The organism is Jiangella muralis (assembly GCF_001270745.1).
GTDB lineage: Bacteria > Actinomycetota > Actinomycetes > Jiangellales > Jiangellaceae > Jiangella > Jiangella muralis.
In genome coordinates this window covers 166,542-193,312 of the sequence record NZ_KQ434755.1, presented here as the reverse complement: position 1 = coordinate 193,312, position 26,771 = coordinate 166,542, and the positions used below count along the sequence as shown (strand labels likewise).

The window sequence follows — 26,771 nt, the reverse complement described above, 5'->3', positions numbered from 1 at the left end:
CCCACCCAGCGGCGCACCCGGGGGGCGGGCGCACCGTCGTCGCGGCCGAGATCGCTAGAACGTTCCACCGCACTGGGCGCCACCACGTCGTCCCTGGTGCCGGCCGGTCAGCTGGCGTCAGAGTGGGACGTGCCGGTTGACGTCCTTGTAGAGGAGGTAGCGGAACGGCCCGGGCCCGCCGGCGTAGCAGGCCTGCGGGCAGAAGGCCCGCAGCCACATGAAGTCGCCGGCCTCGACCTCCACCCAGTCCTCGTTGAGCAGGTAGACCGCCTTGCCCTCCAGGACGTAGAGGCCGTGCTCCATCACGTGCGTCTCCGGGAACGGGATCGTCGCGCCGGGCCGGAAGTTCACGATGTTGACGTGCATGTCGTGCCGCAGGTCGGCGGTGTCCACGAAGCGGGTCGTCGACCAGGCGCCGCCGGTGCCGGGCATGTCGACCGGGGTGACGTCCTGCTCGCGGGTCACGAAGGCGGGCGGGACGTCGACGCCGTCGACGTGCTGGTAGCGCTTGCGGATCCAGTGGAACGTCGCGGTCGCCTCAGCCTCGTTCAGCAGAGACCAGGACGTGCCGGGCGGGAGGTAGGCGTACGAGCCCGGCCCCAGCACCTGCGAGCCGCCGTCGACGGTCAGGGTGAGCGACCCGTCCACGACGAACAGCACGGCCTCCGCCGAAGGGTCCGGCTCGGGCCGGTCGGAGCCGCCCTCGGACGAGACCTCGACGACGTACTGGCTGAACGTCTCCGCGAAGCCCGACAGTGGTCTGGCCAGCACCCAGAGCCGCGTGTTCGCCCAGCCGGGCAGGAACGACGCGGTGATGTCGCTGAGCGTGCGGGCCGGGATCACGGCGTAGGCCTCGGTGAAACGCGCGCGGTCCGTGGTGAGGGCCGTCTGCGGCGGCAACCCGCCCCGCGGAACGTAGTAGTCGTTCATCGCTCCCCACTCCTCAATAGCTGCCCCTGGGGTGTGTCGGCGACGGGCCGGCCGCGCAGCCACGTCTCGCGGACCACCCCCGTCAGCCGGCGCCCGGCGTAGGCCGAGACCGGGTTGCGGTGGTGCAGCTTCGCGACATCCACGACGAACTCCTCGTCCGGCGCGAATCGCACCAGGTCGGCATCGGCTCCGGCCGCGATGCGGCCCTTGTGGCGCAACCCGATCCGGTCCGCCGGCGCGGCCGCCATCCACCGCACGACGTCGACCAGCGGGTGGTTCCGGGCCCGGGCGGCCGTCCACACCGCCGGCAGCCCGAGCTGGACCGACGCGATCCCGCCCCACGCCGCGCCGAAGTCGCCGCCGCCTTGCGCCTTGAGCTCGGCGGTGCACGGCGAATGGTCGGAGACGACGAAGTCGACGTCGCCGCCGGCCAGCGCGGCCCAGAGCCCCTCGCGGTTGGCCGCGTCGCGGATCGGCGGGCAGCACTTGAGCTCGGTGGCGCCGTCGGCGATCTGCTCGGCCTCGAAGGTCAGGTAGTGCGGGCACGTCTCGACGCTGACGTCGACGCCGGCCGCGCGGGCCTCGCGCAGGGCCGGCACGGCCGCGGCGCTGCTGAGGTGGACGATGTGGGCGCGGCCGCCGGTCCCGCGGGCCTGCTCGATGACCAGGCCGACGGCGGCCCGCTCGGCCGCCTCGGGGCGGGAGGCGAGGAAGCCGGCGTAGTGGGCTCCGTCGAGCGCGGTCTCGTCGAGCAGCCGGCCGTCCTCGGCGTGGACGATCACCAGCGCACCCAGCCGGGCGCAGTCCCGCATCGCCAGCGCGAACTCGTCGGGCTCGAGGTGGCCGAACTCCTCCACGCCGGAGTCGAGCAGGAAGCACTTGAAGCCGAACACCCCGGCCCGGTGCAGCGGCTCCAGGTCGGCGCGGTTGCCCGGCACGGCGCCGCCCCAGAAGCCGACGTCCACCCAGACCCGGCCCTCGGCCGTCCGCCGCTTGACCTCCAGCGCGGCGAGGGTGGTGGTGGGCGGGACGGAGTTCAGCGGCATGTCGACGATCGTGGTGACGCCACCCGCGGCGGCCGCACGCGTCGCGGTGGCGAACCCCTCCCACTCGGCCCGGCCCGGCTCGTTGACGTGCACGTGCGTGTCGACCAGGCCGGGCAGCAGCACCTCGTCGTCGTCGAGGGTGACGGTCCGGGCGGCCGGCGGCGCGTCGTCGTACGTCGTGACGACGGCGATCCGCCCGTCCGCGATGCCCACGGCGGCGGGCACCTCGGCCGCGCCGACGACAGCCCGCCGGGCGCGGACGACGAGGTCGAGGTCAGCTGCCACGGTAGGTCGTGTAGCCGTAGGGGCTCAGCAGCAGCGGCACGTGGTAGTGCTGCCCGGCGTCGGCGACGGTGAAGACGATGACCACCTCCGGGTAGAAGGAGCCCGCCGTGGCGAAGCGGAGCACGTAGTCGCCGGCGTCCAGCCGGTCCGGGCCGAGCGCGGCGACCCTGCCATCCGCGTCCGTCACGCCCTCGCCGAGCGGGTCGCGGTCGCGCGTCTCCAGGGTGACCCGGATGCCCTCGGCCGGCCGGCCGGCGGCGGTGTCGAGGACATGCGTGGACAGGGTGCTCACAAGGTCGCCTCCAGTCGCAGCAGCGCGATCTCTCGTAGGTTGTCGACGGTCTCGGCCCGCTCGGCCCGGTCGTCGTTGCGCAGCCGCCGGTCCAGCTCACCGAGGATCTGCTCGGCGTCGCGGCCGGCCGCACGGATCAGGAACACCCGGCCGAACCGCTGCTCGTACGCCGCGTTCCCGGCCGCCAGCCGCCCGGTCGGGTCCCCGGCCCCCGACTGCTCCCGCTGCGACTGCGCGTCCCCGCGCTCACCGATGCGCGGATGACCCGCCAGCGCCTGGTCCAGCTCCTCGTCAGTCAACTCACCGGCGGCCACGGAGGCCGCCCGCAGCAGCGCCGCCCGGTCGGCGTACGGCTGGCCGGCCAGGACGTCGTCGGCCCAGCGCGGCACCGTCAGGCAGCCGAGCAGCGTCTCCCGCGTCGTCGCCACGCCGGGCATCAGCAGAACCCCGCAACGGCCAGCCACGCGTCGTCCGCGGGTGGGACGTCGTCGCGGGTCACCTGCGCTTCGATCAGCCCGTACGGCCGGTCCGCGGCGACGAACACCTCGCCGTCGTTGCTGAGCCCGTCGACGTCGAAGCCGCTGAAGTCGACCGGGAAGTGATGCAGGTTGGGCGCCGAGAACCTGATCTCGGCCAGCCCCGGCTGCGCGTCGAGAACGGCGCAGCCCATCGCGTACAGCGTCTCCTGCAGGGCGCGCGAATACGTGCCGGCGAAGGTGCTCAGCAGCGTCGCGGTGACGGCCTCGTGCGAGGCGTTCCAGTCGACGCCGTCAACGTCGGTGTGCCGCCACCTCGCCACGAGCGAGGTGGCGAGGACCCGGTCGTCGGTCTCGGCCAGCGTGGTGAACTCGTCCTTCAGGAAGCCGGTGAACTCCGAGTCCGTCGTGTTGAGCAGCGCGAGGCCCGAGATCCCCGACAGCACGTGCGTGGCGTCGCGCCCGACGGTCACCGCGGCCGTGCGGACGCTGCCGCCGCGGCGGACGAACGAGTGGTCCCCGATGCGGTCCCAGCCGTACTCCTCGACCCGCACCTGCGCCGCCTCGGCGGCGGGACACGCCTCCAGCAGCCGTCTGCCCAGCGCGAGCGCGTAGTCCTCGACCGACGTGACGCCGTGCAGCTTCGCGTAGGCGAACGCGGTGTTCTTCTGCGTGTCCGTCGGCAGCACCGCGGCCTGGTCGCCGGTGATGTGCGCGGCGGCGAAGTCGCCCCGCAGCGACGTCGACACGTTCAGGTCGCGGAGCTCGTGCCGCCGCGTGTCCCGGACGATCCGGACGACGCGGGACTCCGCCTTGCCGTACTGGTTGAGCCCCAGCGTGTGGGCCATCGGCTGCTCCTAGCGTCTCGGGTTGGCCAGCGTGTGGAGGACATCGGCGTCGACGACCTCGGCCGCGTCGACGGCACCGCAGTCGACGGCGCGCAGCAGGAACGCGGCCAGCGCCCGGGCGGTCGCCGGCTCGTCGGCGATGCCGGTCATGGTGTTGCGGGTGTAGTCCGCCAGCCGGGCCGTCGCGCGGGCCAGTCCGTCCCGGTAGAAGGCGTAGGTCGCGGCGTACCGCGTCGGCAACTGCGCCGGGTGCAGGTCCCAGCCCTGGTAGAAGCCGCGCGCCAGCGACCGGCGGACGAGGCGGTGGTGGTTGGCCCAGGCCGCGGCGACGTCGTCGGCGCCGCCGACCGGGAGCAGGTTGGTGGAGCCGTCGGACAGCCGCACGCCGGTGCCGGCCGCGGCGGCCTGCATCACCAGCTTCGCGTGATCGGCCACCGGATGCTCCAGCGACTGCTGCTCGGCGGCGATCCCGCAGTAGGCCGAGTAGTCGTAGGTGCCGTAGTGCAGCCCGGTCAGCCGGTCCCCGGCCGCCTGGACCATCCGCGCCACCAGCGCGGTCCCGTCGGGTCCGAGGATCGACTGCGGCGTCTCGACCTGCACCTCGAACCTCAGCGCGCCCGGTTCCAGGCCCAGCCCGGTCTCCAGCACCTCGCACGCATGCACCATCGCCGCGACCTGGTCGACGCTGGTCACCTTGGGCAGCGTCACGACCCAGCCGTCGAGGCCGGCGCCGGCTCCGGCCAGCGCCGCGACGTACGACGTGAGGGTCCGGACGGCGCGGGCCCGGGTCGCGGCCTCCAGGCTCTTGATCCGGATGCCGCCGAACGGCGCCGCCTCGCCCGTCGCCCTGCTCTGCACCAGGGCCGTGGCGGAACGGACGACGTCGGCGTCCTCGTCGGCGTCGGTCCGGCCGACATAGCCGTCCTCGAAGTCGACGCGGAGGTCCTCGACGGGTTCGGCCGCGAGCTTGTCCCGCACCCGCGCCACCAGGTCGGGGTCCCGGACGATCGCCGCGAACCGGTCCGCGTGCTCGTCCAGCAGTTCCAGTGCGACAGCGCCGTAGGCCGGCACCAGCCCGGCGGTGTGCCGGTCCGCCGGGACGTACACCGTGTGCACCGGCTGCCGCCCCGGCCGCGCCCCCGGATACGCCCTGGCCAGCGCCGCGTCCGCCGCCGCCAGCCGCGCGTCGAACTGGCCGAGCAACGACGCCGCCAGCTCCTCGACGCCGCGCGCCTCACCGTCCGGCATGGGTCTCCTCGTGCTCGGTCGCGGCCAGCAGCGCGGCGGCCACCGACACCGCGATGGCGGCCGGGTCCTTACTCGTCGAGAGGCCCGCGAGCCCGATCGGCGTCTCCACCCGGTCCACGACCTCGGCCGGCAGCGACTCCAGCAGCCGGGACCGGAACCGCGCCCACTTCGCCGACGATCCGATCAGCCCGATGCCGCCGAGATGGTCGCAGCGCAGCGCGGCGTCGACGATCGCGAAGTCCTCGGCGTGGTCGTGCGTCAGCACCAGCACGCGGGTGCCGGGTGGCAGCTCGGCCAGCACCAGCTCGGGGATCACCGGGATGTGGTGCGCGTGCACGGCCGCGACCGCGTCGGCCAGCGGCGCGAGGGCGGCGTCGGACAGCGACTCCGCACGCGAGTCCACCAGGTGCAGCTCCAGGTCGTGCCGGGCCAGGATCCGGGCCAGCTCCAGGCCGACGTGGCCCACCCCGAAGATCGCGACGGCCGGCACGACCGGCAGCGGCTCCAGCAACACCGTCACCTCACCGCCGCAGCACTGGACGCCGTGCGGCCCGGGCGCCTTGTCCGACAGGCTCACCGTGTACGACTCGGGCGCGACGCCGCCGGCGGACAGCAGGGTGCGCGCCCGGGTGACGGCGTCGGCCTCCAGGTTGCCGCCGCCGATCGACGCCCAGCTCGACGATGCCGAGACGACCATCTTGGCGCCCGCCTCGCGCGGCGCGTGGCCGCGCACGCCCGTGATGGTCACGAGCACTCCGGGCTCCCGTGCCGCCCGCAGCCCGGCCACCCCCGCGAGCCACGTCGTCACGACGCACCCCCGGCGGCGCGGGCGGCGGAGAGGGCCCAGTAGACCGCCTCCGGCGTGGCCGGCGAGGCGAGTTCGACCGAGTGCCCGGCCGGGCCGAACGCCGCGCACGCGTCGCGCAGCGCCTCGCGCACGCTGAGCGCCAGCATCAGCGGCGGCTCCCCCACCGCCTTGGACCCGTAGACGACGCCGTCCTCGTGCGCCTCGTCCAGCAGGGCGACGTCGAAGCGCTCGGGCAGCTCCGAGAACGACGGCAGCTTGTAGGTCGACGCCGCCTGGGTGGCGAGCCGGCCCCGGCCCGGCCCGTCGGACACGTCCCAGCGCAGGTCCTCCAGCGTCAGCCAGCCGGCGCCCTGCACGAAGCCGCCCTCGATCTGCCCGAGGTCGACCAGCGGCGACAGGCTGTCGCCGACGTCGTGGACGATGTCGACCCGCCGGGTGGTGTTCGCCCCGGTGAACCCGTCGACCTCGACCTCGGTCACCGCGGCGCCGTAGGCGAAGTACTTGAACGGATGACCGGTCATGGTGGCGGCGTCCCAGCGCAGCCCCTCGGTCCGGTAGAAGCCGGCGGCCCAGAGCTGGACCCGCTCGCGGTACGCCGTCGCGACCAGCTCGTTCCACGACGCGTCGGGTACCAGGTCGCGGACCGGCGTCAGGCGGGCCAGGATCTGCTCGCAGGCGTTCTTGACGGCGCCGCCGTTCAGGTCGGCGCCCGCCGACGCCGCGGTGGCGGACGTGTTCGGCACCTTGTCCGTGCGCGTCGGCGCCAGCCGGACCCGCTCCAGCGGCACCCCCAGCGCCGTCGCCGCGACCTGCAGCATCTTGGTGTGCAGGCCCTGGCCCATCTCGGTGCCACCGTGGCTGACCAGCACCGACCCGTCCTTGTAGACGTGCACCAGCGCGCCGCCCTGGTTGAACGTCGTGTGGTTGAACGAGATGCCGAACTTCACCGGCGTGATGGCGATGCCGCGCTTGCGGTGCGGCCGGCCGGCGTTCCACCGGTCGATCTCGGCGCGCCGGGCCGGCAGCGACGACGTCCGGCTGACCTGCTCCCAGGCCGTCACCAGCCGCCCCGGATGCCGCACCGGCTGGCCGTACGGCGTCGTCTGTCCCTCGACGTAGAAGTTCCGGCGGCGCAGCTCGGCCGGGTCGAACCCCAGCGCGGGCGCGCACCGGCCGATGATGTCCTCGATCACGAGCATGCCCTGCGGCCCGCCGAAGCCGCGGAACGCGGTCTGCGAGGTCTTGTGGGTCCGCGCGATCCGGCCGTGCACGGTGATGTCGGGAATCCAGTACGCGTTGTCGACGTGGCACATCGCCCGCGACAGCACCGGCTCGGACAGGTCGAGGCTCCACCCGCCGTCGGACGTCAGCGTCGCCTCCAGCCCGGTGAACCGCCCGTCGGCGTCGAACCCCGCCTGCCAGGTCGCGTGGAAGCCGTGCCGCTTGCCGGTCATCGTCATGTCCTGGGCCCGGGTCAGCCGCAGCCGCACCGGCCGCCCGGTGAGCGTCGCGCCCAGGGCAGCCACGGCGGCCAGCCCGTGCGGCTGCATCTCCTTGCCGCCGAAGCCGCCGCCCATGCGCAGGCACTGGACCGTGACGGCGTGGCTCGGGACGCCGAGCACGTGCGCGACGATCTCCTGCGTCTCGGTCGGGTGCTGGGTGCTCGACTGGACGAAGACCTGGCCGCCCTCGTCGACCAGCGCCAGCGAGCAGTGCGTCTCCAGATAGAAGTGTTCCTGCCCCGCGAACGACGTCACACCCGCGAAGACGCGGGACGCTCGCCCCAGCCCGGCCGCGGAGTCGCCGCGGGCGAGCGTCGGGCGCGCGCCCTGGAAGCTCTCCGCCTCGATCGCCTCCTCGACGGTGAGCAGCGCGGGCAGCGGCGCGTACGTCGCCGCCACCGCCGCCGCCCCCAGCCGGGCGGCTTCGAGGGACTCGCCGAGCACCCAGCAGATCGCGTGGCCGTGGTACATGACCTCGGACGGGAACAGTGGCTCGTCGTGCTTGACGCCGGCGTCGTTGGTGCCGGGAACGTCCGCGGCGGTGAGCACGCGGACGACGCCGGGCACGTCGTAGGCCGCGGCGACGTCGAGGCTCGTGATCGTCGCGTGGGCGTGCGGCGCCTGCACCGGGTGCGCGTGCAGCACGTTGCTGGTGCGGCCGACCAGGTCGTCGGTGTAGAGCGCCTGACCGGTGACGTGCAGGGCCGCGCTCTCGTGCGGCAGCGGCGTCCCGACGACGGCGTCGTCCGGCCGCCGGCTGAGCGGGCTGCCCACCGGACTGGCGATGGTCGTCATGGTGTCACCTCCGCGAACAGCTTGCGGATCGATTGCCCGAGCATCGCCGACCGATAGGCCGCGCTCGCCCGCTGGTCCGAGATCGGCGTGCCCTCGGCCGCCAGCACCGCCGCGGCCGCGTCGGCGGTTTCGGCGGTCCACGGGCGCCCCTCCAGTGCGGCCTCGGTCGCGAGCGCCCTGATCGGCGTCGCGGCCACCCCGCCGAGCCCGACGCGCGCCCGCCGGACCACGCCGGCGGCGACGTCGAGGGCGAAGGCGGCCGCCACCGAGGAGATGTCGTCGAACGGCCGTTTGGCGATCTTGTGGAACGCCGTCAGCTCGCTCACCGGCCGGGGCACGACCACCTCGGTGATCAGCTCGTCCGGACGGCGCTTCGACTCCCGGTAGCCGGTGAAGTAGTCGGCCAGCGGCAGCGTCCGTGTCCCCTCTGCCGAGGCCAGCACCACGGCGGCGTCCAGGGCGAGCAGCGCCGGCGGCGCGTCGCCGATCGGCGAGCCGGTGCCGAGATTGCCGCCGAGCGTGGCGCTGTTGCGGATCAGCCGCGACGCGAACCGCGCGATCATCGCGGACACCAGCGGGAGTCGCCCGGCCAGTCGCGTGTCGACCTCGGTCAAGGTCAGCGCCGCGCCGATGCGCAGCTCGGCATCGGTCACCGAGAAGCCGCGCAGCTCCGGCAGCCGGTCGACCGCGACCACCAGCCCGGCCCGATGGCCACGCACGTTCACGTCGACGCCCCAGTCCGTGCTGCCCGCGACGATCACGGCGCCCGGGTGCTCGCGGAGCAGGCGCAGCGCGTCGGCCAGGCTCGCGGGCCGGACGAATGCCGCCTCGTCGCCGCCGAGCGTCGTGGCCACCGCGGCCGGCGCGGCCTGCTCGCGACGCTGCGCCATGACGTCGTCGGGCGCCGGGAAGCCGAGCGCGAAGGCGGCGTCCTTGATCGGCCGATAGCCCGTGCAGCGACACAGGTTGCCGCCGATCGCATGCAGGTCGAAGCCGTTCGCGCCGTGGTAGCGGCCGCCGGCTCCGGCCGGCGCCCGATCCGTCCGGTAGTACTCCGCGCCCATCGCGCAGACGAAGCCGGGCGTGCAGTACCCGCACTGCGAGCCGCCGCGCACCGCCAGCTCCCGCTGGACCGGGTGCAGCGCGTCCGGCGTGCCGAGGCCTTCGGACGTGACGACCTCCTGGCCGTCCAGCGCCGCCGCCGGCGCGAGACAGGAGTTGATCGCGGTCCATTCGGCGGTCCCCGAGCCGTCGGCGGCGGGCCGCGCGACCAGCACCGCGCAGGCGCCGCACTCGCCCTCGGCGCACCCCTCCTTGGCGCCCGTCAGACCGCAGGCACGGAAGAAGTCGAGGGCGTTGGTGTGTGGTGGAACACCGGTCAGGTCATGTGACCGGCCATTGACCATGATCTCGGCCATACGGCACTCCAAAGTCGTATCGCCCCATCGTTCGATGGGTGTGATCGGCGGTTTGGAGGTCGGCTAGACGCCGTGGGCGATACGGCCTCGAGTCCACGCGGTCGAATGCACGCGCGCGCGAACGTCACCCGGAACCGACGGCGACGTCCTCATGCGATCCACGCTAGCCCGTGGGTCGCCGCCGGTCAACGAGCCGCACGGGCTCGCCGTCGATCCACACCCCGGCGACGTCGGCCGTCGTGCCGAGCGTGAAGGTCTTGCCCAGCGCGTCGTCCGGCCCGCTCGCGTGCCGCAACGCCACGTCGTACGTCGAGCCCGGCGCCGGCCGCAGCCATACCGCGTCGAACCGCTGCCCGACGGAGAGGTGACCCACGTCGGGCAGGTCGAGCGCGGCGGCGCCGGCCGACGTCGCCAGGTGGAGCAGGTGGGCGGGCCAGAGCGCATAACCGTCCGCACCGAGCTGCTGCTGCGTGTAGTACGCCTGCAGGCCCTCCTTCAGCAGCGAGAAGCCGGAGCCGGCCCCGACGTCCGAACCGAGGGCCACCCGGACGCCCTGATGGACGTGCCGGGCCAGCGGGAAGAGACCGCTCCCCAGCGCGGCGTTGCTGGTCGGGCAGTGCGCGATCGACGCGGTCCGCGCGGCCAGCGTCGCGAGCTCGTCGTCACCCGGGTGGACGTTGTGCGCGAGCACGCTGCGCCGGCCGAGGAGTCCGTGCCGATCGTAGGTGGCGACGTACGTGCTCAGCTGGAAGAGCCGGGTGACCTGCTCGATCTCCTGGAGGTTCTCGTTGACGTGCGACGTGAAGAACGCGCCGGGGACGTCGTCGAGCACGGCCGCACAGGCCGCGAGGAGCGCGTCGCTGGACGACAGCGAGAAGCGCGGCGTGACGGCGTACCGGGCCCGCCCGACGCCGTGCCAGCGACGCGCGGCCCCGGCGCTCTCCTCGTAGGCCCGCTCCGGCGTGCTGAGCAGCTCCGCGGGCAGGTTCCGATCGCTGACGACGAGCCCACTGGTCACCCGTAGCCCGGCCGTGGCCGCCGACTCGAAGAGCGCGTCGACCGCTGCCTGGAAGTGCGACCCGAACACCATCGCGGCCGTGGTACCCGCGGCCACCAGCCCGGACACGAAATCCGCCGCCACCCGCGCCGCGTACGCCGGGTCCGCCAGGCGGCCCTCCTCCGGCAGCGCCCGGCGCTCCAGCCACTCCAGCAGCGGCAGGCCGATCCCGCCGATGACCCGCACCTGCGGGAAGTGCACGTGCGTGTCGACGAACCCCGGGAGCAGCAGCCCACCGTCCAGCGCGACGACGTCGTCGTCCCGGTGGGCGCCGCGCAGCTCGGTGAACGGCCCGCGCGCCTCGATGACCCCGTCGCGCACCACGATGCCCTCGTCCGAGGACGCACGCAGCCGTCCGCCGGCGAACGGGCTCTCCGGAGTGTCGAACACCGCCCCGCGGAAGATCGTCATGCGTACCCCCTCGCGTTCGCGGCGAGGGGACCTGCGCGGCGACGCTCCCCCATCATGGCAGGCACTACGCGTGCAGAGCGTCAGGCCGCCTGCCGCTCGCGCCGGGCCCGGCGCAGGGCCTTGGACTCCGGGCTGTTGCCGCGCTGGTAGGGATCGTCCGGCCGGACGGCGAGGGTGGCCAGCTGCCGGGCGACGCTGAGCAGCTGCTTGGACAACCGCCCGGTGTTGTACTGCAGCCCGTACTTCTCGACCAGGCGGCGCACGTCCCGGGCCACTTCGGGATAGCGGCGGGCCGGGATGTCGGGGAACAGGTGATGCTCGATCTGGTGGCTGAGGTTGCCGGTCAGCAGGTGGAACAGCCGGCTCCCGCTGATGTTGGCCGAGCCGAGCAGCTGGCGCAGGTACCACTGGCCGCGCGTCTCGTTCTCGGCGTCCTCCTTGGCGAACGTCTCCACGTCGGCCGGGAAGTGGCCGCAGAAGATGACGTTGAACGCCCAGATGTTGCGGATGACGTTGGCGATGGCGTTGCCGCCCAGGACCGCCAGCGGCACCCACCACGAGGTGAACGGCACCAGCGGCAGCGTGAGCGCGGGGAAGAGCAGGTAGTCCTTGAGCAGCTGGCGGCCGATCTTGCGCAGCGCCCGCTTCTTGCGGGCCTGGAACTCGTCCTTCGGCAGCCTGCCCGCGAGGTACTCGTCGAGCTCGACGCCGTGGTACATCACGCCCCACTCGAAGACCAGCATGAGCCCGAATGCCAGCGGCAGGTTGAAGCGGTGGCTGGGGTACCAGGGTTGGTCCTTGTCGATGCGGAACAGGTTGTAGCCGATGTCGCGGTCCATGCCGTGGATGTTCGTGTACGTGTGGTGGACGTAGTTGTGACCGTGCTTCCAGTCCTGCGCGGGCGCGACGATGTCCCACTCGTACCGCTTGCCGTCGACCATCGGGTCGTTCATCCAGTCGTACTGGCCGTGCATGACGTTGTGCCCGATCTCCATGTTCTCCAGGATCTTGGCCAGCGCGAGCAGCGCGATGCCGGCGACGAACACCGGCCAGAAGAACGGGAAGAACAGCCCGATGCGCCCGAGGACCTCGAAGGCGCGCTGGACCTTGATGACCCGGCGGATGTAGTCGGCGTCGGTCTGGCCGAGATCGTCGAGGACGCGCCGGCGGACGGTGTCGAGCTCGTTGCCGAACTCCTCGAGCTGTTCGTAGCTCATGTAGTCCAGGCCGATCGGGGACCGCTTCTCAGCGTCGGCGCCGACCAGCGGCTTCGGCGCCTCGTCGTGGCTGGAGGCGCTCAACGGCTCGATCGGTGCGGGCTTGCGCTTGCCGAACATCGGTGTCCTCTCCGTCGCCCGTCACAGGGCCATGCTCACGTCACCGACGGGGACGTTCACGCAGATCTTGATCGTCTCGTCGGTGTTGGCGCTCACGTCGCCGCTGATGACGTGGCGTACGGCGCCGTGGTTCTTCTTGACCGCGCAGGTGTTGCAGACGCCCATCCGGCAGCCGAAGTCCGGGCGCAGGCCGGCCGCCTCGGCCTGCCGCAGGATGGTGCCGCCGTCGTTGTCGACCACGACGTCGCTCTCGTCGAACGTCAGCGCCCCGGTGGCGTCGGCCGCGTCGGTGTCGACCGCGGGCACCTTGAAGTGCTCGGTGCGGAGCATCGCGCCGGCGCCGAGGCGCTCATAGGTGTCCCGGACGGTCGCGATGAGCCCGGCCGGCCCGCAGACGTAGCCGAGCGTGGCGGCGGGGTCGACGCCGAGCCGCTCGAGGTGCTCGGGGGTGAACCGTCCGGTGAGCTCGCCGCCGCGGCCGGGCTCGCGGGTGTAGACGCGGTGCAGGTGCGCGAACTCGGCGCCGGCCAGCTGGTCGAGCTCGGCGGTGAACATCTCGTCCGCCCGGGAGCGGGCATAGTGCAGGAACGTCACCCGGCCGCGGTGCCCGGTGTCGCGCAGCGTGCGCAGCATCGACATGAGCGGCGTGATGCCGCTGCCGCCGCTGAGCAGCAACAGGTCGTCGGGAACCCGGGCGGGCAGGACGAACTCGCCGCCGGCCTGGGAGAGCCGGACGATGGTGCCCGGCCGGAGGTCACGGTGCACGAACTGCGAGACATAGCCGTCCGGATGCGCCTTGACCGACACGCTGAAGGTGCCATCGGCGCGAGCGGCCGAGCTGGACACGGAGAAGCAGCGAATCCGCCGGGTGCCGTCGACCTCGACCCCGAACTGCACGTGCTGCCCCGCGGCGAAGCCGTCCCAGGCCCCGTTCGGGCGCAGCACGACCGTGCTCGCCTGCGCGGTGTCGCGGATCACCTCGACGACCCGGGCGCGGACGAGTGCGACCGTGAGCATCGGATGCAGATACTCGAGGTAGTGGTCGACCGAGTGCGGTGAGGTCAGCGCCGCCACGGCGCGCGAGCCGAGCAGCCTGCGGATGACGCTGATCGCGGCCTCCTCGCTCAGTGAACACGCGTGCACTCAAATCGTGGGCCGAGCGCGGGCGAAAGACAATGGGAACGCCGTGTGACCTCGCGCACGAGGAGAACACGCGTACACCGGCGACACGCCCTAAGCTCGGCGTCATGCCCGCCCAGGCCGCCGCCCGACAAGCTCAGAAGGAACGCACCCACGAGGCGCTGCTGCACGCCGCTCTCGAGCTGAGCCGCCGCTACGGGTTCGCGCAGATCAGCCTGCGGCAGGTCGCCGGCCGGGCGGGCGTCGTGCCGACGGCGTTCTACCGCCACTTCGACTCGATGGAACAACTCGGCCTGGCGTTGGTCGAGCAGTCGTTCGCGACGCTGCGGCGGATGATCCGCGACGCACAGCGCGACCCGCACGTCTTCGACCACATCATCGACGCGTCCGCGGAGATCCTCGTCGACGCCGTCAAGCAGAACCGCGCGCACTTCGACTTCGTCGCCCGGGAACGCGTCGGCGGATCGCCGGCCGTCCGCCGGGCGATCCAGCACGAACTCGACCTGTTCGTCAGCGAGCTGGCGATCGTGCTCGCGCGGCTGCCGCACATCGAGACCTGGAGCAGCGAGGACGTGCAGATGGTCGCGCGGCTGTTCGTGCGGAACATGGTCTCCCACGCCGAAGAGGTCGCGGACCTGCCCGACGGACGTCCCGACCTCGAAGAACGGATCAAGGACGGCGCCCGCCGCGAGATGCGGGTCATCGTCATCGGCTTCCGCGACTGGCGCTCCGCGGCCCGGCGTGACGACGATCGGTGATCCCGGGCCGGCGCGCGTCAGTCCCGGGCCAGCGCCGCCATCGCCTCCGTTTCGAGGTCGAGGTAGCTCTCGTCGCTGATGTCGACGCCGACGCCGAGGATCTTGCCGCCGGTGAAGGTGAACGGCGCCCGGTAGCCGCGGCTCACCGCGTCGGCGCTGTCGAAGCCGACACAGAGGCCGTCACCGCAGAGGGTGAACTTGCCGACCTGGGCCCGCATCGGCCCCTCGGCGACCACCTGGTCGTCGACGTACAGCCGGGTGGTGCCGACCGATTCCTTGTGCGGGCCCGCCGCCTCCCGGGTGAACGCCATGCCCAGCGCGTGCGGGCCGGGGGTGAGCGGGTCGGACCGGAAGGCCTGCTCCGGCGGGATGCCCAGGAAGTTGTACACGTAGTGCAGTCTCCCGTCCTGGAGGAACAGGGCGTGACCGCCGAACCGGGAGCCGTGGGCGAAGATCACGCCCTCAGCGCCCTCGGTGAGGTCGACGTCCGCGATGATCTTGAATGACCGGCCGCGGACGTTGACCGCCACGCCCTCGGGGACGGCGCTGCTGCCCGGGTAGTAGACGTAGCGGGTCCGCGGCGGCTCGGCCTGTGGCCGTTCGATGGTCAGCTGCTCCATCGCCGTGCGGTCGTCCAGCGGCAGCCCGTTGTTGGCCTCGGCCTCCTCGAACCAGACGCCGATCAACTCCCGCAGCTTCTCGGGGTGCTCCGCCGCCAGATCCTTCGACTCGGAGCGGTCCTCGTCGACGTGATAGAGCTCCCACTCGTCCTGGTCGAAGTGCCCTTTGCTGGTCAACGGGGCATGCACGGCCGACGCCTTCCAGCCGTCCTGCCAGATGCCGCGGGTGCCGAGCATGTTGTAGTACTGGCGCCGCTTCCGCGTCGGCGCGTCGGGCGCGTCGAAGCTGTAGCGCATCGACACGCCGGCCAGCGGGTGCTGGCGAACCCCGCGGTAGGTGTCCGGCATCTCCAGGCCGGCCACGTCCAGGACCGTCGGCACCACGTCGGTCGCGTGGTGGTACTGGTGGCGGATCTCGCCGCGCGCCTCGATACCTTGAGGCCAGTGGATCACCATCGGGTCGCACGTCCCGCCGGAGTACTGCGAGTACCGCTTGAACATCTGGAACGGCGTGCTGAAGGCCACGGCCCAACCGGTCGGGTAGTGGTTGTAGGTCTCCGGGCTGCCGAGGTTCTCCAACTGCGCCAGGTTCTCGTCGATGTCGTCGGGGTAGTTGTTGAAGAACTTGTTCTCGTTCACCGATCCGTCCGGCGATCCCTCCCCCGACGCCCCGTTGTCGGCGCAGTAGAAGATGATGGTGTTGTCCAGCTGGCCGGTCTCTTCCAGGTAGTCCACGATGCGGCCCACTTGGGCGTCGGTGTACTCGGAGAACCCGGCGAACACCTCGGCCATGCGGGCGAACAGTCTCTTCTCGTCGTCGCTGAGCGAATCCCACGGACGCACGACATCGGCCGGGTTGGCCGCGTCGTCCGCCATCGGGTTGACGGGCGTCAGCTCGGTACCGGCCGGCAGCACGCCACGCTCGACCATCCGGGCGAGCACCCATTCGCGGTACGCCTCGTACCCGTCGTCGAACCTGCCCCGGTACTTCTCGATGTACTCCTTCGGGGCGTGGTGCGGCGCGTGGTTGGCCCCTGGGCAGAACCACATGTACCAGGGCTTCGACGGATTCGACGCCTGCTGGTCACGGAGCATCTTGATGCCCTGGTCGGCGAGATCCTTGGACAGGTGATAGCCCTCTTCCGGCGTGTAGGGCTGCTCGATGTAGTGGTTGTCCTCGCACAGGTCGGGGTACCAGTTGTTGGTCTCGCCGCCGAGGAAGCCGTAGAACCGGTCGAAGCCCATTTGCAGCGGCCATTGCGACCGGCTGCCACCGCTGCAGTTGTCCTGCTCGGGAACGTTGTGATTCTTGCCCAGCCAGAAGGTGCTGTAGCCGTTGTCCTGCAGGACGTGGCCGACGGTGGCGCACTCGGCCGGGATCCGGCCGGAGTTCCCCGGGAAGCCGTTCGCGCCTTCCATGATGTTCGCGATCGCGTTCATCGTGTGGTTGCGGCCGGTGAGCAGGCAGGAACGCGTCGGCGAGCACAACGCCGTGGTGTGCCACTGCGTATAGGTCAGCCCGTTGTCCGCCAGCCGCTGCAGGGTCGGCATGTTGATCCGCCCGCCATACGGCGACCAGGACGCCATCCCCGTGTCGTCGTAGAGGACGACCAGCACGTTGGGTGCGTCCTCGGGCGCCGTCGGCAGCGTGTACGGGCCCCAGTCGGGCACGGAGTCGCGGACATCGAGGTTGATCACCCCGTTGAAGTCCTTGTCAGCCATGATTGGGGGGCTCCTCTCCGGCGAGTACGCCGCTCGTCGACCGGCCGATGTCGGGTCCATCCATCGTTCGGTCGCCGGGACGTTCCTTTCACCACCCGATCGGGGTGAGACTGCCTTCGCCCGGCGGCCGCTGCTGCCGGTGCTGCCGACCGGCCCGGTCGGGCCGGGCTTCTCGCTGGCTGGCCGACCGTGCGCCCGGGTCTGCCGCGTTCGCCGGGGTCCACACGTTGGCCGTGAGCCTGTCAAGTTTCTGTGTAAGGAGCCGGTTGTTCTTCTCTCGTGAGCGGTTTATAGGTGGGGGTTGATGCGGTCGGGGTAGGCGATGGCGAGTTGGGCCAGGGCCTGTTTCCAGTTCGTGACGATCTGGCCCTCGACGAGTCGGCCGGGTGCCTTGCGTTGGTCGGCGGGGATGCCGCGTTCTTTGGCGCGTTGCCGGGCTCGTTTGTCCTCGATGTTGCAGATCGCCAGCCACAGCAGCTTGATCACGGCGTCGTCGTTGGGGAAGTGGCCGCGATTCTTGATGATCTTGCGTAGCTGGTAGTTCAGCGACTCGATCGAGTTGGTGGTGTAGATGACCCGGCGCAGCTGGGGCGGGAACGCCAGAACGGGATGAACCGCTCCCAGGCGTTCTCCCAGGTCGCGACCGCGTGAGGATACTTGCGGCCCAACGCGGTGTCGCGGAAGGTCTCGAACGCGGTCCGGGCGGCATCGGCGCCGGCGGCGGTGTAGACCGGCTTGAGCGCCGCGGCGACGGCCTTGCGGTCGCCGTAGCCGACGAACCGCATCGAGGCGCGGATCAGGTGGACCACGCAGGTCTGGACGGTGGCTGCCGCCCAGGTCGCCTCGATCGCCTCCGGGGGCCCGGCCAGTCCGTCGCAGCACACGATGAGCACGTCGCGGATCCCGCGGTTGGCCAGGTCGGCGCACACCCCGGCCCAGAACTTCGCGCCCTCGCTGTGCTGGAGCCAGATCCCGAGCACGTGCTTGATGCCGTCCATGTCGACGCCGACGGCGATGTGGGCGGCCTTGTTGACCACGTGCGCGCCGTCGCGGACCTTCACGATGATGGCGTCGAGGTAGATCACCGGGTAGAGCGCGTCCAGCGGCCGCTGCTGCCAGGCCAGCACCTCGTCGGCGACCTGGTCGGTGATGTTGCTGATCGTCTCGGCCGACAGCTCGGTGCCGATCGTGGTCGCGAGGTGGTGCTCGATGTCGCGGACCGTCATCCCGCCCGCATACAGCGAGATGATCATCTCGTCGAGCCCGCCCAGCCGGCGGCTGCCCCTCGGGACCAGCCGCGGCACGAACACGCCGTCGCGGTCGCGTGGGATCGCGAGGTCGACGTCACCGGTCTGGGTAGCGACCGTCTTCGGCGTCGACCCGTTGCGGCTGTTCGGGAACTGCGCCGCGTCCGGGTCGCCCTTCTCATACCCCAGGTGCTCGGTCAGCTCGGCCTGCAGACCGCGCTCGAGGGTGGCCCTGATCAAACCCGGGATGAACCCGCCGTCGCCGGTCAACTCGATCTCGCCAGCATCGATCTTCGCGAACAACTCGTCCAGCGCTCCGGACCCGGCCAGCTCGGCCGCGGCCCTCGAACCCGGCAGATCCGCCCGGTCAGCCCGCCGCGCCGCAGCGCCCTTCTTGTCCCTCGTCACGCCAGTCCCATTGGTCACAGCGGTCATGATGGCCCCTTCGGTAGGACCGACCGCTTACACAGACCATCTGACACGCCCGGGCGTGAGGCGCGTCCTGGGTCTCACGCGCGCCGAACACCCATTTCGAGCCCGAAAGCGCGCCTCACACCCAGGACGCGCCTCACACCCAGGTTGGTAGCGCCGACGTCCTGGTCTGCCGTCACGTCCTGGTCCCCAGTCACGCCACCAGCCCCGAACCCCGCCATAAAGCGCAACCACAGACCAGGACGTCACCCCAGACCAGGACCCGCCCCGCCGTCCTCACCAGCGAAAGCCGTCCTCGATGGCAGAAACCGTCCTCGACACACCCAGAGCACGACCCCCGGGACGGCGCCCCGATTGCTGACGGGAGCGGCCTATGCCGTGGGTCACAGAAGTGCTCAGACCTCGGTGGGCCCGAGGTCGTGTTCGGCCTTGCCGTGGGCTTCGACGGCGAGCTCCTGCCAGTCGGCCCAGGTCTGGAGCCGGTCGGCGTAGACCTTCTGGACGATCTGATAGCCCTGCGGGCCGAAGAACACCCGCAATGGCGGGTTCTCGGCGTCGACGATCGTGAGCAGCGCCCGGGCCGCGGCCGCCGGGTCGCCGCCGGGCGACTTGTCCACGAACGCGGCGATGCGCTCACGGATGCCGTCGTAGATCGGGTTGCGCTCGGCCTGGTCGCCGTCGGTGAGCGGATCGGGCTTCTCCCCGCCACGCCTGGTGGCGAAGCCGCCCGGCGCGACCACCGTCACCTTGATGCCGAACGGGCCGACCTCCTGCGCGAGGGAGTCGATCAGGCCCTCCAGCGCCCACTTCGACGCGTGGTATCCGCCGCCGAGTGGCGCCGAGAACAGGCCGGCCATGGACGAGATCTGGATGACGTGCCCGCTGCCCTGCGCGCGCAGGTACGGCAGCGCTGCCTGGACGACCCGCAGCGCGCCGAACAGATTGGTCTCCAGCACGTTCCGCAGTTGCTGCTCGGCCAGTTCCTCGACCGCGCCGACCAGGGCGTAGCCGGCGTTGTTGACGACGACGTCGAGACGGCCGAAGTGCTCGGCGGCCCGCCGTACGCCCGCGAACACGGCGACCCTGTCGGTGACGTCCAGGTCGAGCGGGAGCACCGCATCGCCGTGGGCGGCGACCAGATCCTTCAGGGTCGCGCTGTTCCGGGCGGTCGCTGCCACCTTGTCACCGCGGGACAGGGCCGCCTCGACGAACTCGCGACCCAGGCCGCGGGACGAACCGGTGACGAACCACACCTTGCTCATCGTTGCTCCGAATCTCTCTGGGGGTTGACTCTCAACCCCCAGACGAGATGGACCGGCAAGGCTGTGACATCGCCACCGGACCGCCCACTTACCAGTACGTCACTGACCACGCCTGGAATTGCGACGTCGAGCACGATTGCGTGAACACGATGTTGCCTTCAGGCCCCGCATGGACGCAGTTTCCATTGAGCTCGTTCTTGATCGCCTGGTTCTGATGGACCCATTGCAGACTCTTGGGCTCCGGCCAGCAGGAGCCTAGCGAGAGGTACGGCGGGAGCCAGTCCCCGTAGGGGGCGACGCACTTCCCCGTCTGGAGGCTGATCAGCCATCCACCGTTCCACCAACCCCATTTCTGCCCTGCATCCGAGGAGTTGCATTTTCCGTAATAGATGTACGTACTGTTGGAATCCAGGCACATATCCGTCGTGGGGTTCCGGATCCTGAACGGCCCCGGGGTGCCCGGCGGAATATAGACCCCCGACGGGGCGACCACGTCGCTCGGCTGGACGGGGACGTCAATGGGCCGGGCGGCCGCGCTGGCCGTTGACATGGCCGCGGCGAAGATCGCGACAAGGACGACGATGACGATCCGGGTGCGCCCTCGACCGCGCGCCGGGGACGTCATCCACTGGTTTCCTGATCTCATGTTTCGGGTCCGCCTTTGTGGTTCCGTGAGCTCTGACGAGGGCAGACAACCCGGACGTGACGTCGCATCGGCGTCACGCCGGCTTCATGCCCTGTCGCCGGGTGTCATGCTGTCCCGATGGGTGTGCGGGTCGCCGCAGTGCAGTTCGAGGCCGTGCCGGGCGACGTCTCCCGGAACATGGAGGTGGCGGCGCGCTGGGTCGGCCAGGCCGTCGACGGGGGCGCCGAGCTCGTGGTCCTGCCGGAGGCCGTCTCGACGGGGTACGACCCGACGGTCTTCACGGGCGGGCTTCCCACGCTCGACGAGCCGGCGTGGCTCGCTCCGGTGCAAGCGGTCGTCGACGCCACCGGGGTGGTGGTCGTGCTCAACAGCGCGCTGGATCGAGGTGACCGCAGGACGCTCACGAGTCTCGTCCTCTCGGCGGACCACGCGCCCTGGCCCGCGTACGACAAGCAGCACCTCTTCCACCTGGAAACCCCCGTGTTCACGGCCGGGGACAACGGGGCCGGCTTCCGCCTCGACGGGGTCGAGTTCGCACTGTCGGTCTGTTACGACGCCAACTTCCCGGAGCACGCCGCTGCCGCCGCCGCGGGCGGTGCCATCGTCTATGTCAACAGCGGCGCCTACTTTCCCGGCGGCGGTCATCGCCGGGACCTGCACAAGGCCGCCCGCGCGCTGGACAACGGGATGTACGTCGTGTTCAGCGGCCTCGTCGGCGCTCCGAGCGACTTCATCGGCGGGTCGGCGGTCTACGATCCGCTCGGCCGGCCCATCGTCCGACTCGGCGCCGAGGAGGGTGTGGCGATGGCCGAGATCGACCCGGCGCTGGTCGCTCGGACCCGGGAAGACCAGCGCATGTGGAGGGACCGGCGTCGATCCCTGGGCCCACGCGTGCGCCGAACCCTGTGAGCGGGATCCCCCGGGTGCGGCGCCCGGTCCTTCAGCGGCGTCCCGATCTCGTGCGCAACGCCTCCTCGAGCGTCGTCGCGAGCACCCGCACCCCGTGATCGGACTGCTGCGGCGTGACGGAGCCGTAGCCCAGCACGAGGGCCGGCGGAAGCGGACGACCGTGCGGTGGCCGGTACTGCGCGAGCGGGTAGACCCGGACGCCCGCCGCCAGGGTTCGATCGACGACCTCGGACTCGTCCGCCTGAGGTGGTAGCCGGACCAGGACGTGGAGTCCCGCGGCCGCCCCGCTCGGGGTCAGCTCGGGCAGCCACCGGGCCAGCGCGGCGACCAGTCCGTCCCGGCGCTGTCGATAGACGCGACGCATCCGCCGCAGGTGGCGGTCGAGATCGCCGTTGCCCAGGAACGATGCGAACGTGGCTTGGAGAATGCCCGACGTCGATCCGTCGGTGGTGCGACGGTGATCGGCCACGCGGTCGACGAGGGCAGGGGGAAGCACCAGCCAGCCCAGCCGGACGCCCGGCGCCAGCGCCTTCGACGTCGTCCCGGCGTGGATGACCCGGTCCGGCGCCAGTCCCTGCACCGCCCCGACGGGGCGCCGGTCGTAGCGGTACTCCGCGTCGTAGTCGTCCTCGATCACGTACCCGTCGACGGACTGGGCCCAGTCGACCAGCTCATGCCGGCGTTCGGGCGTGAGAACGACCCCGGTGGGGTGCTGGTGGGCCGGTGTCACGACGACGACCCGGGCGCCCGTGGCGCGGAGCTGGTCGACCACGAGGCCGTTGTCGTCGACGTCGACACCGCGGTAGGCGATGCCGAGCGACTCGAGCCCGGCGCGGGCGCGATCGTAGCCCGGGTCCTCCACCGCGAAGATCGTCCGCCCGGAGTCGCGGAGCACCCTGCTGACGAGACCGAAGACGTGGTTGAACCCGTGCCCGACCAGGATGTGCTCGGGCGCGGCGTCGACTCCGCGCACCCGGCCCAGGTAGTCGGCGAGTTCGTGTCGCAGTGACGGGATGCCCTGGACGTGGCCGTACGCGAGCTCGCTGGTCGGCATGGTCTGCAGCGCGGTACGGGTGGCCCTGGCCCAGGCGGAACGGGGGAACCCGTCGAGATCGGACTCGCCGGCATAGAAGTCGACGTCGACACCGGCGTCAGCCGGGACGGTGGGCGGGCTGCTCGCCGGGCGAGCGGTCGCCGGGCTCACCACGGTTCCGGAGCCCGGCCGCGACAGCAGGTATCCCTCGGCGGTCAGCTGATCGTACGCGTCGACGACGACACCCCGCGTGACACCGAGGTCGACCGCGAGCGCCCGGGTCGACGGCAACGCCGATCCCGGCTGCAGCCGACCGGCCCGGATCGCCCGGCGCAGCTCGGCCTCGATCTGCACCCGCAAGGAGCGCGGGCGGGACCGATCGAGCATGAGCAACAGGTCGGGCGAAGTGGACCCTTTAGCGGTCATCGAACTGGATCTTATCAGCGGTCCGGCCCGCCCCTACGGTGGCGGACGTGATCGACGCGAGCTGCCCGTTCGACGTCGAAGAAGGCAGGCGATGACCGGGAACGCGACGGCGGCCAATCCGGCCGGCCAGCCGACGGCATCGGGGTCAGGGTCGATGGCCGGGCCCGTGTCGAGGCGGTGGCGGATGCTGGCGCTGCTGGGCGTGGCGCAGCTGATGGTGATCCTCGACGTGACGGTGGTGGTGATCGCGCTGCCCCAGCTGGGCGCCGATCTCGGCTTGAGCCGGTCGTCACTGACCTGGGTGGTGAGCGCGTACACGCTGACCTTCGGCGGCCTGCTGCTCCTGGGCGGCCGCCTCAGCGACCTGCTCGGGAGCCGAACCGTGGTGCTGGCCGGACTGGGCATCTTCACCGCGGCGTCGCTGGTCATCGGGCTGTCCGACGGCCCCGGCAGCCTGATCGGCGGCCGGGCGGCGCAGGGGCTCGGCGCGGCCCTGCTCTCGCCGGCGGCCCTCTCGCTGGCGGTCAGGCTGTTCGACGGGGAGGAGCGCACCAAGGCGCTGGGCATCTGGTCGTCACTGAGCGGCGCGGGTGCGGCGCTCGGCGTGCTCCTGGGTGGGGTGCTGACCGCGGGTCCCGGCTGGGCATGGGTGTTCTACGTCAACGTCCCGATCGGCGTGGTGCTCCTGCTGGTGCTCGCCCGGTGGCTCGGCGACGACCGCCCGGCCGCGGCCGGAACGCGACGACTGGACCCGGCCGGCGCGCTGCTGGTGACCGCCGCCGCGGCGAGCGCGGCGTACGGGCTGACCAACGCGGGCGAGCACGGCTGGCTGGCCGTGCCGACCCTGCTGCCGGCCACGGTCGCCGTCGCCCTCTCCCTGGGGTTCGCCGCCCATCAGCGGGCAGCGGCCGCGCCGCTGATCGACCCCGCGTTGCTGGCGCGACGTTCGGTCGCGACCGGCACGTTCCTGATCATGGTGGCCACGGCGCTGATGATCTCGGTGTTCTTCCTCGGCACGTTCGCGCTGCAGCACGTCCGCGGGTACGGCGCGCTGGCCACCAGCCTGATGTTCCTGCCCGTCGCGCTCGGCACCGTCGCCGGCGCCAACCTCGCGGCCCGGCTGGTCGGCAGTCGCGGCCCCGGCCCGGTGTCCGCGGCCGGCCTGCTGGTGGCCGCGGCCGGCACCGCGCTGCCCGTGGTGCTCGCCGGCACGGGGGTGATCGTGGCCGGGATGAGCGTGGCCGCGGTCGGGCTCGGCGCCGTGTTCGCCGGCGCCTCCACCATCGCCCTCTCCCGGGCCGGGCAGCACGAGGCCGGCATCGCCTCGGGCATCCTGAGCACCTTCCACGAGTTCGGCGCCGCCCTCGGTGTGGCTGCCACGTCCAGCCTCGCCGCGGCGAGCATCGCCGGCACCAGCCGGACCGGAATCACCCACGGGCTCGCTCTCGCGTCCGCCGTCGCCACCGTGGCGGCCGTGGTCGCTCTGCTCGCGATCCGGAATCCGACCCCGGTCGTCCGCGCGGCCTGCCGCACGAGCGTCTCGAGGCGGAGGTTCGTCCGGCACTACCTGGAGATGGTGATCGCGACGGCCGCGGGGATGGTGGCCATCCACCCGGTCCTCGAGCTGGCCACCGCCTCGTCCTCGCGGTGAGGTTTCTTGTCCTCGGGGACTCTGCTTCGGCACCTGGGACGGAGGACCCGGGCCGGCGGCCGTTCGTAGCGTGCCGAGCATGACGATCTCAACCCCCTCGTTCGACCCGAAGGCAACGATCCCGGCCCGGGCCTTGGCGTTCGCCGCTGTGGCTAGCCTGCTCGCCCTCACCGCCTGCGGCGGCGATCCCGCGGATCCCGTGACGTCCGGGCGCACCGTGGCCTCGGACGAGCCCGGGCGGAACCGCAGCGTCGCCGACGACGGGGACATCGGAGACCGCGTCGTGACCGTCGCGGACACCGACGAGCCGGCCGTCGCCAACCTCGACCCGGACCTTCTCGCCGCCTTGCGGGACGCCACCCACGACGCGGCCGAGGACGGCATCACGATCCAGCTCAACAGCGGCTGGCGCGACCCCGACTACCAGAACCGGCTCCTCGACCAGGCGATCGACGAACACGGCAGCCGCGAGGAAGCGCTGCGCTGGGTGTCGACCCCCGACGAGTCGGCGCACGTCACCGGCGACGCCGTGGACGTCGGGCCGACCGACGCCGCGTACTGGATGAGCCGCTACGGCTCCGACTACGGACTGTGCCAGACCTACGCCAACGAGATCTGGCACTACGAGCTGACGGTGGAACCCGGCGACAGCTGCCCGCCGTCCCGCTCCGACAGCGCATCCTGAGCGACGCCCGCGGCCGGCTCACAGATCCTTGGAGATGGCCGCGGCGGTCTGCTGGAGCGGCTCGACGAAACCACGAAGCCGGCTGATCTTGCCGCGGGCGGTGGGCACGCTGATGGCGATGCTGGCCACGGCGCGACCGGCGCCGTCGCGGATCGGTACCGCGATGGCGCGTAGCGCCTGGTCGCTCTCACCGCGGTTGAGGGCGTAGCCGAGCCTTCGGATCTCCTCGAACTCCTCGACCAGGTCAGGGAGGGCGTGGATGGTCTGGTCGGTGACGGTCGGCAGGTCGGCGCTGAGCAGCCGTTCCAGTTCCTTGCGCGGCATCTCGGCCAGGAGCACCTTCCCACCGGAGGTCGCGTGCGCCGGCAGCAGCGTGCCCGTCCGTATCGTCACGCGGATCAACTGCTGACTCTCGACACCGTCGATGAACCGTGCCCCGGCCCCCTGGAGCACCAGCAGGTGCACCGTCTCGTCCAGCCGGGCGGCGAGTCGCGCCATGTGATGGTGCGCGGACCGGCGGATGTCGAGATCGCCCAGGGCCGCAAGGCCGATCTCGACCAGCACCCGGCCCAGTCGGTAGTCCTTGGTGACGCGATCGCGTTCGACGAACCCCTCGTCCTCCAGCGTCGTGAGCAGTCGATGGCTGGTGGACGTGCTGATTCCCAGGGCCTTGCTCGCCTCCGTGACCCGCAGGTGACCACGTTCGGCGAGCAGTCGTACGAGGCGGACGGCGTTGACGACGGACGTGAGCGTTTCCCGCATGGCGGGAAATCCTAGCAGTCTTGCCCGCATGCCGGAAACACGTCAGTAGCCTGAGCCGCACGCTGGACGAGACGAGCTGGGAGGACGCGTGAGAACCGTTTCCATAATCGGCGGCGGCATCGGGGGTCTGGTGCTGGCGCTGGAGTTGGAGCGGCACGGCATCCGGAGCCGGATCTACGAGGCGGCGCCTCGCCTGCAGCCCTTGGGCGTCGGGATCAACGTGCTGCCGCATGCCTCGGCGGTCCTGGCCGGGCTCGGGCTCGAGGAGCAGCTCACGGATCGGGCGGTGCTGACGCGCGAGGCGTCCTTCTTCAACCGTTTCGGTCAGCACATCTTCACCGAGCCGGCCGGCCGGTGGGCGGGGCACGACCACCCGCAGTTCTCCATCCACCGCGGCGACCTGCAGTCCGTCCTGGTGGACGCGGTACGGCGCCGGTGCGGCTCCGACGCCATCGTGACGAACAGCCGCCTCGAACGGGTCCGGGAGGTCGGCGACCGCGTCGAGCTGGAGTTCGCCGATGACAACGGCGACCCGCTCGACCCGGTCGTCGCCGAGTCCGTCGTCGGCTGCGACGGGATTCACTCGGTGATCCGCAAGACGCTGCATCCGGACGAAGGACCCGCGCGCTACTCCGGGGTGATGATGTGGCGGGGAGTGGCCGCCCACCCGCGCTTCCTGAGCGGCGCCACGATGGTCCGCGCCGGCTGGCTCCAGCCCGGCAAGCTGGTCACCTACCCCATCCGCAACGGCCTGCCCGGTGGCCTCCAACTGGTCAACTGGGTCGCGGAGATCGAGATGCCGCGGCGGGGCGAGCGGGACTGGCAGAGCCGGGGACGCCTGACGGACTTCGCCGACCGGTTCGCCGACTGGCGCTTCGACTGGCTCGACGTGCCGAAGCTCCTCGGGCAGTCCGAGCAGATCCTCGAGTATCCGATGGTCGACCAGGATCCGCTCCCGTTCTGGAGCCGCGGGCGGCTGACCCTGCTGGGTGACGCGGCCCATCCGATGGTGCCGCGAGGGTCCA

At 71.6% G+C, this 26,771-nt stretch carries 22 protein-coding genes and 1 pseudogene; 5 read left to right on the top strand and 18 right to left on the bottom strand.

What is annotated here, in order from left to right; translation table 11 throughout:
• Positions 1 to 117 precede the first annotated feature (117 nt).
• The 12 genes from ACW62_RS11205 to ACW62_RS11150 all read right to left on the bottom strand — a co-directional run bounded on the left by ACW62_RS11205 (position 118) and on the right by ACW62_RS11150 (position 13,596).
• A complete protein-coding gene (locus tag ACW62_RS11205) occupies positions 118 to 930 on the bottom strand; it encodes a bifunctional allantoicase/(S)-ureidoglycine aminohydrolase (protein WP_053204185.1) in 813 nt (270 codons plus the stop codon).
• Entirely contained in the window at positions 927 to 2,261 is a 1,335-nt protein-coding gene (allB, locus tag ACW62_RS11200; RefSeq protein WP_053204184.1) for an allantoinase AllB, read from the bottom strand. Before allB ends, ACW62_RS11205 begins: the two co-directional genes overlap by 4 nt.
• Positions 2,251 to 2,553 carry a hydroxyisourate hydrolase gene (uraH, locus tag ACW62_RS11195; RefSeq protein WP_053204183.1) on the bottom strand — a complete coding sequence of 101 codons (303 nt, stop codon included), beginning with the start codon at positions 2,551 to 2,553 and terminating at the stop codon, positions 2,251 to 2,253. The genes allB and uraH overlap by 11 nt, the downstream gene beginning before the upstream one ends.
• Positions 2,550 to 2,990 (bottom strand): 2-oxo-4-hydroxy-4-carboxy-5-ureidoimidazoline decarboxylase, encoded by a 441-nt coding sequence (locus ACW62_RS11190; RefSeq protein ID WP_053204182.1) that lies wholly within the window; start codon positions 2,988 to 2,990, stop codon positions 2,550 to 2,552. Before ACW62_RS11190 ends, uraH begins: the two co-directional genes overlap by 4 nt.
• Positions 2,990 to 3,877 carry a factor-independent urate hydroxylase gene (gene pucL / locus ACW62_RS11185; protein WP_053204181.1) on the bottom strand — a complete coding sequence of 296 codons (888 nt, stop codon included), beginning with the start codon at positions 3,875 to 3,877 and terminating at the stop codon, positions 2,990 to 2,992. Before pucL ends, ACW62_RS11190 begins: the two co-directional genes overlap by 1 nt.
• Positions 3,878 to 3,886: 9 nt before the next feature.
• Positions 3,887 to 5,125, bottom strand: coding sequence for a DUF6986 family protein (locus ACW62_RS11180; RefSeq protein WP_157574675.1), 1,239 nt, complete (start codon positions 5,123 to 5,125; stop codon positions 3,887 to 3,889).
• Positions 5,112 to 5,933, bottom strand: a complete 822-nt coding sequence (gene xdhC / locus ACW62_RS11175) for a xanthine dehydrogenase accessory protein XdhC (protein ID WP_053204180.1) — start codon at positions 5,931 to 5,933, stop codon at positions 5,112 to 5,114. Before xdhC ends, ACW62_RS11180 begins: the two co-directional genes overlap by 14 nt.
• Positions 5,930 to 8,230 (bottom strand): xanthine dehydrogenase molybdopterin binding subunit, encoded by a 2,301-nt coding sequence (xdhB, locus tag ACW62_RS11170; protein ID WP_053204179.1) that lies wholly within the window; start codon positions 8,228 to 8,230, stop codon positions 5,930 to 5,932. The genes xdhC and xdhB overlap by 4 nt, the downstream gene beginning before the upstream one ends.
• The gene (locus ACW62_RS11165) at positions 8,227 to 9,648 is read right to left on the bottom strand and encodes a xanthine dehydrogenase small subunit (protein WP_053204178.1); all 1,422 of its coding nucleotides are present in this window, start codon (positions 9,646 to 9,648) and stop codon (positions 8,227 to 8,229) included. Before ACW62_RS11165 ends, xdhB begins: the two co-directional genes overlap by 4 nt.
• Before the next feature lie 163 nt (positions 9,649 to 9,811).
• Entirely contained in the window at positions 9,812 to 11,116 is a 1,305-nt protein-coding gene (locus ACW62_RS11160; protein WP_053204177.1) for a guanine deaminase, read from the bottom strand.
• 80 nt (positions 11,117 to 11,196) lie between these two features.
• The gene (locus tag ACW62_RS11155) at positions 11,197 to 12,333 is read right to left on the bottom strand and encodes a fatty acid desaturase family protein (protein ID WP_053204345.1); all 1,137 of its coding nucleotides are present in this window, start codon (positions 12,331 to 12,333) and stop codon (positions 11,197 to 11,199) included.
• Between the two features lie 141 nt (positions 12,334 to 12,474).
• Entirely contained in the window at positions 12,475 to 13,596 is a 1,122-nt protein-coding gene (locus ACW62_RS11150) for a ferredoxin reductase (protein ID WP_205629288.1), read from the bottom strand.
• 104 nt (positions 13,597 to 13,700) lie between these two features.
• Here ACW62_RS11150 and ACW62_RS11145 point away from each other — a divergent pair, with 104 nt between their 5' ends.
• Positions 13,701 to 14,351: a TetR family transcriptional regulator gene (locus tag ACW62_RS11145; RefSeq protein WP_053204176.1), complete on the top strand. Its 651-nt coding sequence runs from the start codon at positions 13,701 to 13,703 to the stop codon at positions 14,349 to 14,351.
• A 17-nt stretch (positions 14,352 to 14,368) separates the two neighbouring features.
• On the opposite strand, the gene ACW62_RS11140 is transcribed toward ACW62_RS11145, so the two are convergent.
• The 4 genes and pseudogenes from ACW62_RS11140 to ACW62_RS35185 all read right to left on the bottom strand — a co-directional run bounded on the left by ACW62_RS11140 (position 14,369) and on the right by ACW62_RS35185 (position 20,259).
• On the bottom strand, positions 14,369 to 16,693 hold the full coding sequence (locus ACW62_RS11140; protein ID WP_053204175.1) for an arylsulfatase: 2,325 nt from the start codon (positions 16,691 to 16,693) through the stop codon (positions 14,369 to 14,371).
• A 288-nt stretch (positions 16,694 to 16,981) separates the two neighbouring features.
• Positions 16,982 to 18,375 (bottom strand): annotated as a pseudogene (locus ACW62_RS11135) (IS256 family transposase).
• Between the two features lie 392 nt (positions 18,376 to 18,767).
• Entirely contained in the window at positions 18,768 to 19,634 is an 867-nt protein-coding gene (locus tag ACW62_RS11130) for an SDR family NAD(P)-dependent oxidoreductase (protein WP_053204174.1), read from the bottom strand.
• An 88-nt stretch (positions 19,635 to 19,722) separates the two neighbouring features.
• A complete protein-coding gene (locus tag ACW62_RS35185; protein ID WP_053204173.1) occupies positions 19,723 to 20,259 on the bottom strand; it encodes an RICIN domain-containing protein in 537 nt (178 codons plus the stop codon).
• A 138-nt stretch (positions 20,260 to 20,397) separates the two neighbouring features.
• Between ACW62_RS35185 and ACW62_RS11120 the strand changes: the two genes are divergently transcribed.
• On the top strand, positions 20,398 to 21,189 hold the full coding sequence (locus ACW62_RS11120; protein WP_053204172.1) for a carbon-nitrogen hydrolase family protein: 792 nt from the start codon (positions 20,398 to 20,400) through the stop codon (positions 21,187 to 21,189).
• A gap of 31 nt (positions 21,190 to 21,220) precedes the next feature.
• Here the strand turns inward: ACW62_RS11120 and pdxR are convergent, their stop codons facing one another.
• Positions 21,221 to 22,609 (bottom strand): MocR-like pyridoxine biosynthesis transcription factor PdxR, encoded by a 1,389-nt coding sequence (gene pdxR / locus ACW62_RS11115; RefSeq protein ID WP_205629287.1) that lies wholly within the window; start codon positions 22,607 to 22,609, stop codon positions 21,221 to 21,223.
• A 130-nt stretch (positions 22,610 to 22,739) separates the two neighbouring features.
• Here pdxR and ACW62_RS11110 point away from each other — a divergent pair, with 130 nt between their 5' ends.
• Complete coding sequence (locus ACW62_RS11110) at positions 22,740 to 24,299, top strand: MFS transporter (protein ID WP_205629286.1); 1,560 nt, start codon at positions 22,740 to 22,742, stop codon at positions 24,297 to 24,299.
• Between the two features lie 79 nt (positions 24,300 to 24,378).
• Positions 24,379 to 24,984 (top strand): M15 family metallopeptidase, encoded by a 606-nt coding sequence (locus ACW62_RS11105; protein WP_053204170.1) that lies wholly within the window; start codon positions 24,379 to 24,381, stop codon positions 24,982 to 24,984.
• An 18-nt stretch (positions 24,985 to 25,002) separates the two neighbouring features.
• Here the strand turns inward: ACW62_RS11105 and ACW62_RS11100 are convergent, their stop codons facing one another.
• Complete coding sequence (locus ACW62_RS11100; RefSeq protein WP_053204169.1) at positions 25,003 to 25,746, bottom strand: IclR family transcriptional regulator; 744 nt, start codon at positions 25,744 to 25,746, stop codon at positions 25,003 to 25,005.
• A gap of 88 nt (positions 25,747 to 25,834) precedes the next feature.
• On the opposite strand from ACW62_RS11100, the gene ACW62_RS11095 reads away from it, so the two are divergent.
• On the top strand, positions 25,835 to 26,771 hold a 937-nt coding region (locus tag ACW62_RS11095; protein ID WP_205629285.1), incomplete at its 3' end, for an FAD-dependent monooxygenase.